This is a genomic window from Hydrogenophaga palleronii NBRC 102513 (assembly GCF_001571225.1).
GTDB lineage: Bacteria > Pseudomonadota > Gammaproteobacteria > Burkholderiales > Burkholderiaceae_C > Hydrogenophaga > Hydrogenophaga palleronii.
Map to the genome: position 1 here is coordinate 1 of NZ_BCTJ01000013.1, position 17,295 is coordinate 17,295.

Here is a 17,295-nt window from a genome sequence, read left to right on the forward strand (position 1 = left end):
CTTCGACTTTTTCACACCGCGTGGCTACGACAAGATCTACCGCGAGGGCAAGAAGGTGCTGATGAACCTTCTGGACATCGAGGTGCCGGTCATTGCCGCGCTCAACGGGCCGGTTCGCCTGCATTCGGAATACGTGCTGTTGTCGGACATCGTGCTGGCAGCTCCCACCACGGTGTTTCAGGACAAACCGCATTTTGACTTCGGCATCGTGCCGGGCGACGGCGTCAACTTGCTGTGGCCGGAAGTCATCGGCAGTGTGCGCGGTCGCTATTTCCTGCTGACACGCCAAGAGCTCGATGCGAATACAGCCAAGGAATGGGGCGCCATCAACGAGATCGTGCCTGCCGATCAGCTGCTGCCCCGCGCAAGGGAGATCGCCGAATCGCTGGCCAGCCTGCCGCCGCTGACTGGCCGCTATACGCGCATCGCCTTGACGCAGAAGTTGCGCCGCATCGTCGACGAGGGTGCGGGCTATGGCTTGGCGCTTGAAGGCATCAGTGCGGCCGAAGTGGCGCGCTCCATGAATGCCGCTTGATTCACCCATTCAGTAATAAAGGACTCGTCATGTCACTTCAATCCCGTCTGGATGCCTTCAAGGCAGACTTCGAAGCCGGCAAGCCGCCGTACAGTGTTCCCGCGTCGGTCATCGAGACCATGCATCGAGCGACCAAAGAACTTATTGACTCGGGCGCTGCGGCGCGCGCATTGAAGGTTGGTGACCTTGCGCCGGCTTTTGACCTGCCCGACGCCAATGGCCAGATAGTGTCATCTGCCGAACTGCTGCGACGGGGCCCGCTCGTTGTCAGCTTCTACCGAGGAGTCTGGTGCCCCTACTGCAACATGGAGCTACAGGCGCTGCAAGACGTGCTACCCGCGTATCAAGCCGCCGGCGCGGCGCTGGTCGCCATCTCGCCGCAGACCGCGGCGAACAGCCGCCGTTCGGTGCGCGAGAACCATGTCGACTTCCCGATCCTGTCAGATGCCGGCAATGAGACCGCAGCAGCGTTCGGCCTGCGTTTTGCACTGCCAGCTTATCTGGTCGAGCTCTACAAGAGCCTCAAGAACGATTTGCCGGCCTTTAACCATGACCCCAGCTGGACGCTGCCGATGCCGGGCCGCTTTGTGATTGGTCAGGATGGCGTGATCCTTTATGCCGAGGTCAGTCCTGAATCGCCCCGGGTTTGAACTGACCCCCAGAAGTTGGACGAACTTCAAGGGGTTCCATGAAGAAATATCAAACAGAGTTCAAGCTGGAAGTCGTCAAGAGCTTTTTGGCTGGCGAAGGCGGAGCAAAGCTGCTGGCGCGGCGGTGGTGGTTGCCCGAGGAGAAGATCCGCAGCTGGGTTAGCCACTACCGCCTGCACGGCGTTGACGGTTTGCGCCCCAAGCGCAGCGCGTACAGTGCGCAGTTCAAGCTGCAGGTGCTGTCCCATCAGACCGTGAACAGCTTTCGAGCCGCCAGGTGGCGGCGGTCTACGACATCCGCAATCCAAACCAAGTGGTGGTCTGGCGACGCAAACTCGATGAGGGCGGCGTGGAGGCCCTTGGGAGCAGTAAGCAAGGGCGCCCCAATATGAAGCCAGAACGACGCTGCCCAGCGCCACCGGGCCCGGTCATCACAGATTCGGCGCAGGCTTTGCGTGAAGAGAACGGGCGACTGCGCGCGGAGGTGGCGTATCTAAAAAAATTGCAAGCCTTGATCCGGGCGAAGAGATCAGCTGCGCCGACAAAGCGCGTCTGATCACCGGGTTGAGGCGTCACCACAAACTGGCGGACCTGTTGCAGGTAGCGGGCCTTGCTCGCAGCACGTTCTACTACCAATGCCAAGCGATCCTGCGTACCGAACAGCAGAGCGACATGGAACTCAAAATCCGCGCCGTCTATGACGAGCACAAGGGTCGCTACGGCTACAGACGCATCACGGCAGCGCTGTGCAGGTCAATGGCGGAGCCCGTTAACCACAAGTGCGTGCAACGCCTGATGCAAAAGATGGGACTACGCGCATTGATTCGGGCGAAGAAGCGCTTCCGGCATGTCCCCGGCATGAGCGATGTGCACGTGCCCAATGTCCTGCAGCGTGACTTCTTCGCGGAGGCGCCCAACCAGAAGTGGGTGACCGATGTCACCGAGTTCAACGTGCAAGGGCAGAAGCTTTATCTGTCGGCGTGCATGGACCTCTACAACGGTGAGGTCATCGCGCATCGCATGGCCAAGCGGCCCATGTTCGACTTGGTGTCTGACACGCTTCGAGACGCCCTTGCGCGGTCAGAACGTGCGTCTGGATTGATTGTGCATTCGGATCAAGGCTGGCACTACAAAATGCAGCCGTACCGAGCAATGCTTGCGCATCACGGAGTCAAACAGAGCATGAGTCGCAGAGGGAACTGCTTTGACAACGCGGTGATCGAGAGCTTCTTCGGCACCCTCAAGGCCGAGTACTACCATCTTGAGACGCATGATGGCATCGCGGCACTCGAAGCTGGCGTGCACGACTACATCAGCTACTACAACCACGAGCGCATCAAGCTCGGATTGCAAGGGCTCAGCCCGGTGGAATACCGGCTGAGAAACACCGCCTGATTGGCGGGATCGCAACCGTCCAACTTCTGGGGGTCAGTTCACATCCGAGGCGGTCATTTTTGACTCTTGGGCTCTGGCCCAGCCAACTTGCTGTACCGCCATTCGATAGTCTGCCCACATGAATCCGGCCTACTCCCGGCCTGCTGAGACCGAAGGAATAGTGACTCACGACCACGGCGCAACAAGCCTGTCGCATACCTCCTGAGTCAGTAGGACTAGACTATTAATCCGGACCTTCAGCGTGTGATGGCGTGCACATTTTTGCGCGCATCACCGCGATCCGCATTGGCCGTGGGTCGATGCTGTCGCCGCCACGGGTCCTCAACATACTCTTCTACGCATCGTGCGGCTCCAATCGCTGAGGGGTCAAGCCTAGCCGGAGCCGAGGCTCACTTCACCGCGATGGCCCGAAACTCGGCGCCGGCCCCCATGGCAGCTACTCTTGCTCCCAGCATCAAGGCGTTGAGTTGCTTAAAACGTTTCACCCGAGCGGTGCTCGAAGAAGCATTCGCGACGCAATGGTCGTGTTCCTTCTCCGTCAGCCGTGGCTGAAGTATCAGAAGCGTTCGAGGGGCTGACGCCGGAAGCGCTCTAATGGCCGCGATCATGGCGGACCGATCAGTTTGCTTCGTTCCGTTGAGCCAGATGGCTCGCGCTATCTGCTTTCCGGCGCCGTCCTCCAACGCTTCCGCCAACTTCTGGGGCGAGAGGTGCCTGATGTTCTTCACGCCCTGAGAAACGACCACTTCGTAGTCGGAGACCGAGAGCTCCGTGAATCCCTTCTTCGTACCCGCACCCTTGACATGGATCAGCGTGATCCTTCCGGTCGCCGGGTGCAAGTGTACGAAGTCCGCAAGCTCCATCGCACCATCGTCGCAAGCCAGCCAGCCGGTCTTGAACAGGACTTGCTGGACGTACGTGAAGAGGGACGACTTTTCGCCAGCAACCGGAACGTCAATGGCATCTGGAAGCTTGGTATTACCGGTGAGGGCGGGCTTCTCTTGCCATAAGTTGAAGTTGGACAGGTCCTCGAACTCCCAGGACAGGACATGGTCAGTCCAACCTGCGAGATAGCAGTTCCCATCCGTGATCGCATGGCCGCTGTTGTAGTAGATCTTCACCTGCTCCGGGTCAGTCAAGAACTTTGCGCAAGCCTTCCGATCCTCGTCGGATGCGCTACCGCTTTTGGTCCACTTGGCGGAAAGGCGTATGCGCCCGTTGGCGTTTGCGCTAACCTCAATCAAGGCGGTCCCGACGTCGACACCGCCGCAGCTCACCTCCACGGAGAAGTTGGCACCTGTTCTGGCCTTAAGCGTGTAGGAAGCGTCATAGGCCCATCTGCCAGCCTCTCGAAGCTCCTCCGCTGAAACTCCGACCTCGTCCGCGAGCATGGCGGCCGGGAGGACCGCCAGACTGTGTGCTTTCGCCACGTCCGTCACGCTGATTACCGGTTTTGAGAGAAAGTGGTAGAGCTCGGTCGGTTTGTTCTTCTGTTTGAGGTGCTTGAGCAGGGAGTGTGTCTGACTCAGGAAGGACGACCAGTTAGCGGGGCGCCCAAGCCAGATGCGACTCGCCGATGGTGCGGCTCCAATGATCACCGGCTGGGTGGTTGCCCCAAGGCCTTGCACCCGTGGTTGGCTGCGGATTGCCGAAAGCGCGTAACTCTGGTCCCCGATCGGATCCAGCGCGTTCTCGAGGGCCGAGCCGTTCAGTGTCTTGCTGTCGGCTTTCACGGCGGTGCTCGCATGCACGCCGCTGAGCCACAAGGTCTTGGCCTCGGCGCCGATGAACGCGTCAGAGACGGCAGACACACTGAGCGGCTGTGCCGCTTTCATGCCCTTCGCGAGGACATCGCGCATGCTTGGATCGGAGCAGATCAAGGCTGCGGTGTTGCCGAGGACGGCGACCACCACAAGGTGGTTTACCTGGTCCACCAGTGACGAAGCAACGAGCCAGCTCGGCACGCTCGATTGCGAATAGATGAGCGTTGCAACATGAACCTGCTCTTGAAGCGACGACGGCTCGGTACTTACGATTGCTCTGAGCGGCGATCCAACCGTCGCGCCGGCGACGGAAGTCGTCGGAATGAGTGCCTCCGCCTCTTTCAGCAGCGCATCCGCCAAGGACGCATTTCGTTTGCCATTTGGCGAGGCTTCCAGGAACGCGGCAGAAAGGTAGGGGCGAAGATGCCCTTGCTGGACGGTCGACTTGGTAGGTCCCATGGCTCCCTGGTGCTTAAAGTTATAGGGCGACTTTAGTCGTACCAAAGTATTTTGACGGGGCGTAAAGCACCACTGGCATCGCTCCCCTCGATCTTTGTGCGTGAGAAAGGTCCGGTACAGCGAGCCAGCTTCATGGAAACCGGCAAGTCTCAGTCGGTGTTTTCGAAGTAACCCTTCGCTTTTCAGGTCCATCGGCACGCAAAAGTCGTCGAGGCAATGTCGCCACGAGCGGGTGGAGGCCTGCGCATGTTGGCGTTGGGCGTGACTGGCACCAACAGCCTACTTGAGTCACGGGCGCGATACCACTTGGCTACACCTGCGATTTCATCGTCGCTGCAGCTTCCCAGCGCTCAAGCAAGAAGTCGCACAAGAGAAGCGTCGTTCCCACGACGAATTTTGCCTCAGCCTGCGTAGCGCCGCGTTGGCCCGGAGCTTTGCCGTGGCCGTCCGAATAGACATTGCGAATCTCGGCGATGCGCTGCACCAGGGTCGTGACGGTTCGGCCCAGGTCCACGAACTCCCCATCCAACCTCAGATCCGCCTGACATGCTTTCACCAGTTGAGGCAAAGAAGGGTTCACTTGCACGACGGAATTGACTGCGACCATCTTCAGCACCCCTTCGAGTGCGGACTTTGCCGACCCAATTGCGGAGCTCGGGTCTCCGAGCACCCTATCCAGGGCGTTCTTCGCGTTTGTGTAGGCGTCAGGAACTAGCTGGAGTTTTGTTAACGAAAGTGGGGCCTCAGGTGCGGAAAAGAGGCTCGCTCTAGCGCGCGCGCCATACCCCCTTACGAAGTGCAGAGAGTATCCGAGCATGTTACTGACGTGGTAGACGCTGTCCGAATAATTGACGCTTTCTGCCCCTGTCGTGGGCTCATGCATGTGCACTCCTATCGAGGAGGTGCTTAAGATTCGCAGAGCGACTCTAAGGTGGCATTCTGGTAAGCCATGGTTTATGCGACTGGCCAGGTTGCCCAACGGTATGGACGTGACATTTGTGAGTTCGGGATTGGCAAGGTTTCTCTTGACCAGCCTGAGTATCTTGTCCATCAGTACCCGCAATGCCTCTGCTCTTGATGTCCGTACGCATACCAGCATGGCAAATCCAAGGAACTCAAGACGATAAGTCGTGCTAGCAGGCGTCTGGTGTAGCTTTAGGAAGGAGCCCCCTTCCAGCCAATCGATTTCCTTCTGCTTGGCGCGGTGCTTTTGTCTAAATTGTTCCCTAGTCAACGCCATCTCGCCCGCCAGGGAATTGCGCAAGACCGCCTCAAGAACCTGTAGGTGCTCACCCCGGAGACCCCACTCAGTAGAGGTCGTATCAAACCAGGTCTTTAGCGCAGCTTTTGCCTCAGCTGACGTCAAGCTATTTCCCATCCCCTCGTTCCTCCTGTTGATGCCAGTGATGTCAAGCCGAGACGAGTAACCCAATCTTGATTCACACGATTGCGTGGTTCATTGCTCTGTAGCCGCGAGGCCATACCCGAAGAGCCGCAAGTGTCGGGAGCAATCCCCTGCGGCAACTGAACGCCTGGAAAAAGGGCTGAATCGAGGCGTCCATTCGCCGTTCAAACCATTTCATGTCAACGGTATCTCCACAATCAGAACCCGCCATGGCGCTCGCGTATGTAAAAACGCAACTTTGGGCGCTGATTCGAAAGGGATGACTGCAGGGCCGCGGCTGTTTTGGCGCCCAGTCTTTCACTTGACAAGAAGTTGCCCTGTAGAACCCCGAAAACCAGATAAATGCTGGAGTTTTGAGGTGACGATGGAAACCTGCAGACACTGTTTCAAGTACATCAATTTGGAATGCCGACCACCACCTCATCGGGCTCGAACCATTGCTCTCGCAGAACAAACTGACGGACCAGATCCGGCTGGGTCGAGTAGGCCACCAGTGCCAAGCTGCGTTCCGCCCGACTGCAGGTGACGTAAAACAGCCGCCGCGTGGATTCGACCGATGTATCTCCGGCTTGCTTCCCACCAAAGAGCTTCGCGTAGCTGAAAAGGAACCCCCGAGCTTCGTCATCATCCATGATCACCATGACTCTCGGAAACTCCAGCCCTTTGACGCCTTGGTGCGTATCGAAATGCGCCTTGCCGGAAACGTAGGCGGCGTAGGGATCGATCTGGAAAAATGGTGCAGCAAGAAACTCATCTATCGCTACTGCCTTCTTGGTCTGGCGATCGACTTCCTGGCCGTCGACGTCTTCCACGCCATCCAATGAGGCATCACGGTCAGCGTTGGGTCGAAGAGCATCGGGCACGGCGAAGAGACCACTGCTTGCAACATTGCGCAGTACGTCGCCGAAGGTCGGTTCCACGCCGGCCTGCCAGAGCGACATCAGGCCATCAATCGCCTCTCTCGCGTGACGCAACTGCATCGGTTGATCTTCCGTCGTCCGCAGCTTGTCGCCACTGAGTAATGGCGACGACGTGCGAACGATGCGCGCAACGGCGAAGCGATCATTGCGTCGCTGTGCGTTCACCAGTGGCAGGATCTGCTCGGCAAAGAAGCGCACGAACGGCAGACTGCCATCGAGCAGGCCGGTCCGGAAGCTCTCAACCTCATGGAGGGCGACGAACATTTCCAGAAAGCCCATTCGTTTCGCGGCCATCCGGTGCTCGAGGGTCAGGCTCTTGTACGTGTCGGTTTTCCTCCATCCTTCGTCCGTTGTCAGTTGCTCCATTCGCTGCGCCACAGCCCGCTCGGCGGCGGGCTTGTCGACAGTGTCGCCTGGGAGAATAAAGAGCCTGACCCAGCCTTCAGCACTGTCCGTGCGGGGAATCTGCTCCTGACCATCAACCACCTTCCGGATCTTGTTGATCAGCTTGATTACACGTTTGGGACAGCGATGGTTCAGGCGCTTCCGTGGTGTAGCCCAGTCACTCGGCAAGTCCTGACCCAAACCCTCCTTGCCGTCGCTGTAGATGCGCTGCATCATGTCCCCGAGTAGGCCGAGCGCGAAGCGCTCGCGGTGACTGGACTGGACAGCGAACAAGGCATCTATCAGAAGTTTGTTGGTGTCCTGGCTTTCATCGATGAGCAAGATCGGGTAGCGCCCGACCAGGATGCTCTGCATCGTCGACTTGTTTTGCAGAAAGGTCGCTGATATCTTGATGACCTCGCTGTGATTGAGCGCATCGCGGCCGCGGTTATCCCCGGTTGGGCTGTAGATGAAACGGCGAACGGTGTTCAGATTGGCCAAGCGTTTGCTCTTCGACGCAATCTTGCTGATACGCTCCGCTGATGCCTTGGTTCCGCTGCGGCCTTTGGCCTCAAGCGCTTCGAGTTCTGCAATTTCCGCAGCAAGATTCGTCCGGAGCCACTCCCGGATGTCATGGTTCAGGCCTCCGATAAGAGTCCATGCAAAGCTGTGAATCGTCGAGACCTCGATCGTTCGATCAAACTCCAAGCGACGGTTAATTTCATCGCACGCTGCATTGGTGAAGGTAATGACGCCAACGCGCTGGCCTCGAAACCGAAGCGTCTCACCGTGCAATTGGCGTACATGATCGAGCGCCTTGACCAGTGATCGCGTCTTGCCGGAGCCAGCGCCCGCAAATAGAAAAAAACTTCGCGGAGCGGCTAGGTCGAGACATGCAGCAATCTCGGCATCGACCGGGTGGTCCAGATCGTCCAGCACGTCGGCGGCGGCTGTCATGCGGCCGCTTTCGTTTGGCCAATGGCATCTTGCTCCTTGCGCTTTAGCTGCAAGGCAAGCCAGGCCAGACCGTCGTGGATGTAGACAGGCACTTTCAGGGATGTGATCTTGTCGCTGTAAAGGAGATCGAGCGCAAATTCCGCCTTGTTCCCTGACTTCAAGGCCAAGTGGACTGCCGCTGCGAGCGCCTCCATGTCGGCGCTGTCCGCTAGGGCATCACGAAACTTCGCTATTAGCCCATGACCAGGCAGGTCGGCGAACAGGGTTGGATTCTCGTAAAGGAGCGCATCCTCGAAGGTGTTCGCAAGCGCCTCGGCCGGAGACTTCGATTTGAAGCTCAGCGCGATTGGCTGTTGATATGCCACCCTTATCGCGTATCCGCTGGGGTCCTCTTTGACAAGGTCGGGACCCATCTTGTCAAGCAAGACATCAAGCGAATCCTCGGCAGGAACCCAGGACTTCAATGTTTCGTTTCGCGCCTTCTGGCCGCTGTTGCGCTTTGGCGGCAGGGCCGCGCCCGATGTGCCATCCTTGGCATCAAGGTCGGTGACGATCAGGGTGGTGAGCCCGAGATGTTCAAGCAGACGCTTGAGCCGATGCGCATGGCTACCACCAATTTCGAGCCATGTGATGTAGCACCGGCGCAGATACTCGAAGTCGGGGCGTTCACGCACAAAGTGCGGCACGAGAATTCTTTCGGCAGGCCCTTCGATCAGGACCGCACCGTCTGCGAAGAACAGGTCACAGTGGACAGCCTTGAGATAGCGCGTGACGAACTGCTCGGTGAGATTGGCGGCGCCGAACACCTCCGAGAGGTTGACCACCGAAGCGATCGGCACCCCACCCGCTTCGGTAGGTGCAGGCAATCGCCGGAAGTATCGCAAGGATGCGAAATCGCACTCGTGCGCAAGATGGCTGGAATGCGTGCTGACAACCAATTGGGTTTTCAGGGCGGTCGCGTCACCTAGCTTGGGATGCTTTCGAAGCACCGCATACGCCTGCTTGATGAATACCTGCTGCACTTGGGCATGCAGGTGGGCCTCCGGTTCTTCTACGAGAATGAGATGAAGCGGCGGCACGAAGCTGTCGTCATCAGCGACTGAGATTCCGGCCTTGCCGACGCGCATCCACCGATCGCGGAAACTCATGAGAGCGAACACCATTGAAACCAGGTTCTGGTATCCCAGGCCGTTCGAGTCCTCTGGCAAGCGGTGACCCTTTTCCGCCTCGGCCAGATGTGTCGGCACTTCGTACTGGACGGCCGAGCCATGGTTCAGACCGTCTGTTGGTTTGATTCGCGTGGTAATCGTCAGTTTCGGGTCGGTAACGCCCGGATAGCCGATGTGCTCCAATTCCTTCAGTGCTGCGGCGAAGCCCTCCGTCAAGCGCGCTTCAAAGGCTGCCTCTGCGTCATGGAGGGCCTGCAAGGCTGTCAGGTCCTTGGGTTCGGGCTTGTCGTAAGGGTCCAGGTGCTGCGTGTAGTACGACCGCAACTGAGAAGACAACTTCTTGGCGCCGCGTGCCTCCTGCGGGTCGTACTTGGAATCGTCTTCGCTGGGGGCTCGCGTGCTGCCGGCATACCCGAAACCCCGCTGTGCGCTTATTTCGTCGATACAGATCAAGCCCTTGAAGGGATCGCCGTCGAGCGGATCGCTGTCGGGGGCCAGCACTTGAGGCACGGCCAACCCTTCTTGCGGCGCCTTGAGTGCTGCCGGGTCCAGAAGGTAAGCGCGCACCGTAAACATGCTACGCAATCGGCGGCCGAGGAACTCCATCATGGACTGTGGCCACAGCGAGAACGTATAGGCAGGCATTGCCGAGGGCACCGAGACCGCTTCTACGACCACCTCGGCGGCGCCCTCTGCGACCGCAACGACGGATGCGGCGGCAAGCGGATGTGCAAGCAGTTCCGTGATTGCCGCTCTGGCCTTCAGGTATTCCCGCTGAAGACCTTCGGCATCCTTGGGCTCCAAGCGAAGTCGAACGCCAAGATGTCCGCCTTGCCAGTCCAAGGTAGGCAACAGCTTCTGGACATAGTGCAGCTCGTTGTTGGAGACATTGAGCCAGACATCGAGGAACGGGAGCACATCGCTCCAGTCAAGTGCAGCGAGTTCCTCGCCGCTGCTGACCGCCGACTCCCACCCTGCGGCCGAGGCATTGATCTTGGTCCAGTGCGAGAGCGTCAGGTCATTGACGGTGAATTCGGATGGCTCGACCAAGAATCGCCGAAGCGCCACCATCGCGGAAGTTTTCCCGCTGTTGTTGGCGCCGACGAAGACCGTCTTCTGCTCCGAGAAATCGATGCGTACCGCTTTGAGTTTCCGAAAATTGCTTATCTCAACGTGTTGAATGTGCATCGCGCTGCCTCCTCAGTTGATGGTATCTGTCTTCTGCCGCTCAGGGTCGCGATCTCGCGTTCCTCGACGTGCTGTTCGATGGCCATTAGTTAGTTACTTGCTCTGTGTTGACGCTGATGCGCTCGTTCCCGAAAGCAGTCGTTCGTGATGGATGGCTTTTAGACGACATCCAGCTCGACGCTCAAGTCTCAATGTTCAAAGTTGAGATTCAGTGAGTCTTCTGAAGCTATTGATGCGCGGAACCGCGGGAGAGCGCGCTCGGCTTCTGCAGATTTCCTTGAATCACCAAGACACATACCTGAACACCGTTTTCAAGAGAAAGAATGCCTACTAACTGCGCAGGATCACGCGGGGGCCCGTTTTTGCCACTGCAGTCCAGAACGCAGAGCACTGCGGTCTTCTTGCCTTTCGCCACTGCATATGAAGCTACTTGGAAAGCGAAGCGCCTCCCATCCTCCAAGGCGAAAAGTGCCGAGCTCTCAACCTTCAACTCAATGGGGATTCCACGGAACGACAGATCAGTGATGCCACCCGCGGCATTGGCATGTTCGTCCAGTTCGATCCCGATGGATGGACTGCGTCGCAAGGCGGCACGCACGTCCAGTTGAAACTGCGCTTCGGACCGCTTCTCCGGAAACAGCGCATCCTGAACCGCGCTGCCCGCTAGGTTGAACAGTGCGGCCAGGACTTTCAACAGGTCGAGCAGCTCTGATTGCGCCATGCCAGGCGCTTTGCGCAGAGTCTCACGAAACTCGATGAGGCGACTATCCATTGCCGGGTAGCCGCAAATCGAACGCGACGGATCTGTGCCATCGATCAGCAGCGTGCGGTGCCCCACGATCGCAACTGGCTGCTCCGACTTGGGCGGCAAAAACTCCGCCGCATACTTGAATTCGAATGGCCGCGCGTGCAGTCCTTGCGACGCTTTCAGAATGGCGCGCGCGCGTTGATGCAGGATGTACGGCGGCTCACCGTCCGGGCGAGAAAAGTTGAAACTCGGAAAATCGTATGTTGAGGCAGGCTCCACAGAGACAGGCGTCAATTGGAGTTCACTATGTTCCTCGGGCCATCGCGAAACGCGAACTTCCAATTCCAGATCATGGACTTCTCCAGGCGTAAGCTGGTGGATGTGCTGCACGTCGACCGAGTCAACTTGGAACTTCAGGAATGCGACTGTGAGCGCAAGTGGTTCAGGAGTGGGCCGCTCATCGAGATTCGGGCCATGAATCCTCGCAAAGGACAGGTCCTGGACGAGCATGCCTAGCGGCAGTGGCGTGGCACCCACTCCATTGAGAAATTTCACCGCATCGTCCGGACTCGACACGTCCGGCAGCGTTCGACTGGCCTGGACCAGTCTGGCCGCCGCCACCTGCGCTTCATATTCCTTGAGCCAGAGTTGGTGGCGCGCCTTCGCGCTTCGCAAGAAGCGGTCGGCGTCAGGGAGCGCCGTCAAGACGGCGCCGTGCCACTGAACAAGGGTGGCTGCGATGCGCACCAACCCTGCAAACGCGGCGTACGCAACGGCGGTAGTCGGATTGGCAAGCGACGCCGATGTCGAATCAAGCTCGCCAGCTAGCGCATTCAGGTCATTCGTGCCTGTCACTGCCGGGAACCGCAACAGCGCTTCAACGGCATTCAGGCGTGATGAAAAGACGTCGGGTTGGACTAGGTTCTGTCTCATTCGTCACCCCTGCCGCGTTCCACCTCTTCCAAGATATGCTGCCATCGAACAGCGCATCCCAGGGCATCCGAATGGTGTCCTTCCGCCAGGTGTTGTTCAAACTCGGTCGCGAGTGCCGTCAAATGCGCGTATTGTTTGCGCACCCGCATCCGCGTTGAATCGGGCAAGGCGTCGCGCGAATGGCCTGCAATCTTCGCAGCAGAGTCCCATGCTTCTGCCGCACTGAGAACCTCGATGCAGGCTGCGGCCAGTACATGGTCATGGGAAAGCTGCTCGCACAAGGCGACTAGGCTCGTACGCATATTCAACAAGCCGTCTCGAGGAAGTTCGCGCAGCAGAGAAACCAGTTGATCGTCATAGTTTTCATGGCGCTCCGCTGAACGCAACAGCTTCAGGAGCAGATCGGGAAAGTCTTCTACGTTGACAAGCCGCTCCAACATCCATGAGCGACCATGTCGCAACAGAGTCCCGTCGTCGACCTTCATCAATACAGCGACAAAGATGCGCGCCCATCCACCAGCGAAGCCGGCCTTCTTGTGCAGACGGTTTACCAGAAGTTCGATGCAGGTCACAAGAAATGCATCATGCGCGCGGCCCTCTTGAGCGTAGACGCTAAAAATTGTCTTCAACTGCGTAGTGATGCGGTCCTCGTATTCCTTCGGAAGGGAGATGCGTTCCAGCGCCTCGGCGGCAGATTGGTGAACACCGACGATTGGGTCGGACAAGAGCAACAGAAATGCGTCATGCACGAGGGAAGGGAGGTCACTGACGCGGGAGCCACGCAACTCCTGTAGCGCCCGCGCAGCTGCCATCCGTACCAGCGCGGACTCTCCGACCATGGCGCCATACAGGAATGGAAGGACTGCATTCGTTGATGCTGCGGTGCGCATCAGCGGTGGCAGCGCCTTGACGAGGGCGCTACGAAACTGCTCCGGCCACTGCACGTCGCTGGCGATGAAGCTAATGAATTTTCCTGCGGCCGCTGAGTCCGTCGCCGCCGCGCCGCTGGCCCATTCAAGAATGGCGGCGCGCAGGCCAGCCAGTCGCTGCCTCTGGTTGCTGCGCTCCATTTGTGCCAGGAAATTGGTCGCCTCTTCAGGAGGTACCGGCGAATTCATGAAATCTGTGAGCGCCTGATCCACCAATGCGGCAGTTCCCAGCAGGAGCTCCATTTGTTCATGCGCAACCGGAGCAAGCTGTTCTGGAAAGTGCCGCAGGGCTTCTTGAACCTCTTGAATCACTTCCTGATTCTGCGTCGCCGAAGCCCACGTCAGGATGCGACGAAGCGCCGTTTCGTAAGGCCTGAGATCGGGAGCCGCATCTATGGATTCAAATCGATTGCCCGGTAGCCTCAGCAAACTGGAATAGACGCCGGCGATGCGCGCCTCGCCCGTCCTGGAGGCTCCCTGGTAGTAGTTCGCGAGCAGTGTGTCGACTTGCTGATCGTCGGCGAGCATGGCGTAAACGAGTGCACGCTCCAGTTCATGTGCGACCTTGTCTATTTCCGAATCCCGGTCGCTGTCGACAAGAGAGTCAAGCCGAGTGAGCTTTGCTGCGAGGCCGCGAACCAAGCCTGGTGAATAAGCATTGCGACCGAACACCAGAGGAATCGCCCTTGCCGCGGCCATGACGGCGTTGCCCGAGCTGCTGGCAATCAAGATGTCGAGCGCCTTTTCCACCGGCGCGGGATACCTAGACGCCAAAGCCTGCAGCGCTTCGGGCCGTTTCTCGGGTTCGGAGTAGTCAAAGTCGCTACGCGGCGGCGCGGCCAAGTAGCACAGGCTTCTGATGGCTGACTGCACCTGGGACGCATCAACTAAGTCAAGGTGCTCGAGGAGCACCGCGGCGGAAGTCATCGTGTTGCAACCCAGCGAGAGGCATTGCATCGCGCAGGCGACGAGCCTCTTGTGGTCCGATGACACTATGCGCAGGCAGCCAAGTGCCGTTTCAATCGCCCATGATTCCTCCGTTTCGATCAGACGAAACAGGTGCTCGACGATGTCGGCGTTGAACACCTCAGGCGCGAGGCGGGCAGTCGCGACAATCTTGTCCGACGCCGGCTCGGTGCGGGTTTGATCCAGTAACTGCAGATCTTCAATCAACGAGGCGACTGGCACCGTGGCATTGGCTTGAAGCGCAGCGCGTGCTTTTTGGCGGGAGTCAAATTCATCGCGGAGCTTTTTTGCCTGCAGCTCCTGATCTGCTGCCCTTACGGCCGCCTGCTGGTCCCGGCGGCCCACGAGTTCTACAAGATTGGGTAGGCGCAACGGCTGACGGACTTTGCAAATGGCGCAATTGCGATCGTAAAACGCCAGCGCCGCATCCTCAAGGTGCCAGGTTGCAGAACCGCCTGCCGGTGCGTGGTCGCAGGCCATAGAGTGATGGCCGATCGGGAAGCCGGTTGCTGCCTCGATCATCCCGGTACCACCAAATTTCTCGATCCTTGCGTGGCCGCACCAGTTCTGTATGAGAACCTTGACTTCCTGATTGCGCCGGCCGTCTTCCACAGCCCGGTGGTAATCCCGTTCTCCAGTCATCAGAACTCCTGTTGGTTTAGGAATCACACGAGGTTCTGAAGCAACTCCACTGATTCAACGCGAGGATAGTTATGTGGCACCTCTCTGAGGTCTAGGGCGACGACGGTTCATCGAAAAACTCAAACAGTTGCCCAACGCTGACATCGAAGTACTTGCACAGTGAGTCAATCGCGTCGAGATCAACCCGAGTTGCAGTCTCTTGGTAAAGCAGCGTGATGGTGTTGCGGTGCAGCCCCGTGTCACGCGCCACATCGCTGATCTTGAGCTTTCGCTCCCCCATCAGGCGGGATAGGTGGCACTTGATCAAGACATTCTCCGCGAAAAAATATCATTCAAAATGACAAAAAACACTTGACAGTGGCATTTCTTCCTTCATAATGCCATTCAGAATGACAAAAAAGACGTTTGGATGTTCTTTTGTTGTTCTGATTGTCCCACTAACCAGAAGGAGTGAGAAGTGTCCGCATGCACCTACCTGACAACCGATGAGTTGTCGTCCCGCATCAAGTACGACAGCAGAACCATTCGGGACCGGCTGAAAGACAGCGTATTGCTCGAAGGTCGGCATTACATCCGTCCCTTCGGTGGACGCAAGACGCTCTACATCTGGGAGCACATTGAGACCGACATGGCGCATCACTCAGCCATGGGCTCCGAGGCGATTCCTCTGGCCAATGGGGGTGTGCTTCATGGGTAGTATTCGCCGGCATGAGAGCAAGGGCACGCTCTTCATGGACTTTCGCCATGCTGGGCAGAGACTGCGCGAGTACACGTCTCTTGCAGACAACGCTGGCAACCGCAAACGATTGCAGAAAGCCCTCGACCGCATCGAAGCCGAAATCGCCCTCGGCACCTTCGACTACCAGAAGACCTTCGGCAAACCGCCGCCATCGCGAGAGCCGGTGGCCGATGCCGCTGTCAACGCGAGCGCATCAGAACTGCAGCGCCAACCGACTTCACGCATGGGTACGCCCACCTTCAAGGTGTTCGCCGAGCAATGGTTCGCGGAGTCGGAGGTGTCGTGGCGGCGCAGCTACCGCGTGACGCAACGTGGGTCGATCGACCAGTACCTTGTTCCCTATTTCGGGGAGAAGGAGGTCGGCCAGATCACCAAGGCAGACGTACTGGCATTTCGGGCAACACTCGCCAAAGTAACCACCCGTAGATCCCAGAACACATTATCCAACCGTCGCATCAACTCCGTGATGAAGCCGCTGCGGCAGATTCTTAATGAAGCGGCCGACCGGTTCGAGTTTACTTCCGCGTTTCGCAACATCAAGCCGCTGAAGATGAAGCGCAGCGACGTAATGCCGTTCACCCTGGACGAGGTGCAGCAGATCCTCACCACGGTGCGCGCGGACTACCGCCAGTACTTCACGGTGCGTTTCTTCACCGGCATGCGCACAGGTGAGGCCCACGGCCTGAAGTGGAAGTACGTGGATTTCGAGCGCCGGCTCATCCTGGTGCGCGAGGCCATCGTGCTCAAAGAAGAGGACGAACTCAAGACCGACGGCAGTGTGCGCGACATCCAGATGAACGACCTGGTGTTCGATGCACTGCAGGAGCAGTTCAAGGTGACCGGCAAGACCTCGGAGTTCGTGTTCTGCAACCGCGGAGGCACGCCCATCGACAACCAGAACTTTCTGAACCGGGTGTGGTCGCCGCTGCTGCGCCACCTGGACATCCCGCACCGCCGGGCCTACCAGATGCGCCACACCGCAGCCACCTTGTGGCTGGCCTCGGGCGAAGCGCCGGAGTGGATCGCGCGTCAGCTCGGTCACACCAGCACCGAGATGCTGTTCCGCGTCTACAGCCGCTACGTGCCCAACCTGACGCGCCGCGATGGGTCGGCCATGGAGCGCTTGCTCAAGCAGCACATCTCGGTCGCGCCGGTGCAAGGCTTGGTGCTTCGTTTGCCGGAAGAAGCAGACAAAGCCACGGCCACGCTTGCGATCCAGGGCCAGACCGACGATGCAATCGAAACCTTGCTCGCGGGCGACGATCTGGACGAGGCGGACGATGAAGACGCGGAAGAGGCCGAAGAAATGCTGACGCCTTTGGCAGCGCTGACGACCAAGATTGCCACGGCGCCGCATTCAAAGCACGCCGTCGCGCGACGGAGCAAGACCGTTGCGCGCGCATCGCCCGGCCTGCTGCCGTTTCTCAGGAGCCCGGAGCCGCCGGGCTTCCTGAAGCGCGAGTAGCGACAAGCGCACAGGCCTGAGCGCCTGAACACCACAAGTTGAACCCAC

The 17,295-nt window shown here is 58.6% G+C and carries 11 protein-coding genes and 1 pseudogene; 5 read left to right on the forward strand and 7 right to left on the reverse strand.

All coding sequences use genetic code 11. From position 1 onward, the window contains the following. From HPA01S_RS11020 to HPA01S_RS22695, 3 genes and pseudogenes are all read left to right on the forward strand, one after another. On the forward strand, window positions 1-535 hold a 535-nt coding region (locus HPA01S_RS11020), incomplete at its 5' end, for an enoyl-CoA hydratase/isomerase family protein (RefSeq protein WP_066269874.1). A 29-nt stretch (window positions 536-564) separates the two neighbouring features. After that, window positions 565-1,185, forward strand: coding sequence for a peroxiredoxin-like family protein (locus tag HPA01S_RS11025; RefSeq protein WP_066269876.1), 621 nt, complete (start codon window positions 565-567; stop codon window positions 1,183-1,185). A 38-nt stretch (window positions 1,186-1,223) separates the two neighbouring features. Continuing rightward, window positions 1,224-2,580 (forward strand): annotated as a pseudogene (locus HPA01S_RS22695) (IS3 family transposase). A gap of 389 nt (window positions 2,581-2,969) precedes the next feature. Here the strand turns inward: HPA01S_RS22695 and HPA01S_RS11040 are convergent. The 7 genes from HPA01S_RS11040 to HPA01S_RS11070 all read right to left on the reverse strand — a co-directional run bounded on the left by HPA01S_RS11040 (window position 2,970) and on the right by HPA01S_RS11070 (window position 15,350). Continuing rightward, entirely contained in the window at window positions 2,970-4,802 is a 1,833-nt protein-coding gene (locus tag HPA01S_RS11040) for a hypothetical protein (RefSeq protein ID WP_157084973.1), read from the reverse strand. A 310-nt stretch (window positions 4,803-5,112) separates the two neighbouring features. Then, entirely contained in the window at window positions 5,113-6,066 is a 954-nt protein-coding gene (locus HPA01S_RS11045) for an abortive infection family protein (RefSeq protein WP_169801520.1), read from the reverse strand. A 536-nt stretch (window positions 6,067-6,602) separates the two neighbouring features. Then, the gene (locus HPA01S_RS11050; protein ID WP_066269884.1) at window positions 6,603-8,468 is read right to left on the reverse strand and encodes a UvrD-helicase domain-containing protein; all 1,866 of its coding nucleotides are present in this window, start codon (window positions 8,466-8,468) and stop codon (window positions 6,603-6,605) included. After that, window positions 8,465-10,825, reverse strand: a complete 2,361-nt coding sequence (locus tag HPA01S_RS11055) for an AAA family ATPase (RefSeq protein WP_066269886.1) — start codon at window positions 10,823-10,825, stop codon at window positions 8,465-8,467. Before HPA01S_RS11055 ends, HPA01S_RS11050 begins: the two co-directional genes overlap by 4 nt. A 226-nt stretch (window positions 10,826-11,051) precedes the next feature. Next, entirely contained in the window at window positions 11,052-12,506 is a 1,455-nt protein-coding gene (locus HPA01S_RS11060) for a hypothetical protein (protein ID WP_066269888.1), read from the reverse strand. Further along, window positions 12,503-15,043 carry a hypothetical protein gene (locus tag HPA01S_RS11065; protein WP_066269890.1) on the reverse strand — a complete coding sequence of 847 codons (2,541 nt, stop codon included), beginning with the start codon at window positions 15,041-15,043 and terminating at the stop codon, window positions 12,503-12,505. Before HPA01S_RS11065 ends, HPA01S_RS11060 begins: the two co-directional genes overlap by 4 nt. A gap of 91 nt (window positions 15,044-15,134) precedes the next feature. Next, on the reverse strand, window positions 15,135-15,350 hold the full coding sequence (locus HPA01S_RS11070; protein WP_066269892.1) for a helix-turn-helix domain-containing protein: 216 nt from the start codon (window positions 15,348-15,350) through the stop codon (window positions 15,135-15,137). A 150-nt stretch (window positions 15,351-15,500) separates the two neighbouring features. On the opposite strand from HPA01S_RS11070, the gene HPA01S_RS11075 reads away from it, so the two are divergent. Both HPA01S_RS11075 and HPA01S_RS11080 read left to right on the forward strand, forming a co-directional pair. After that, the gene (locus HPA01S_RS11075; protein WP_066269896.1) at window positions 15,501-15,740 is read left to right on the forward strand and encodes a hypothetical protein; all 240 of its coding nucleotides are present in this window, start codon (window positions 15,501-15,503) and stop codon (window positions 15,738-15,740) included. Window positions 15,741-15,774: 34 nt separating this feature from the next. Then, window positions 15,775-17,247 carry a tyrosine-type recombinase/integrase gene (locus HPA01S_RS11080; protein ID WP_245638622.1) on the forward strand — a complete coding sequence of 491 codons (1,473 nt, stop codon included), beginning with the start codon at window positions 15,775-15,777 and terminating at the stop codon, window positions 17,245-17,247. The last annotated feature ends 48 nt before the right edge of the window (window positions 17,248-17,295 follow it).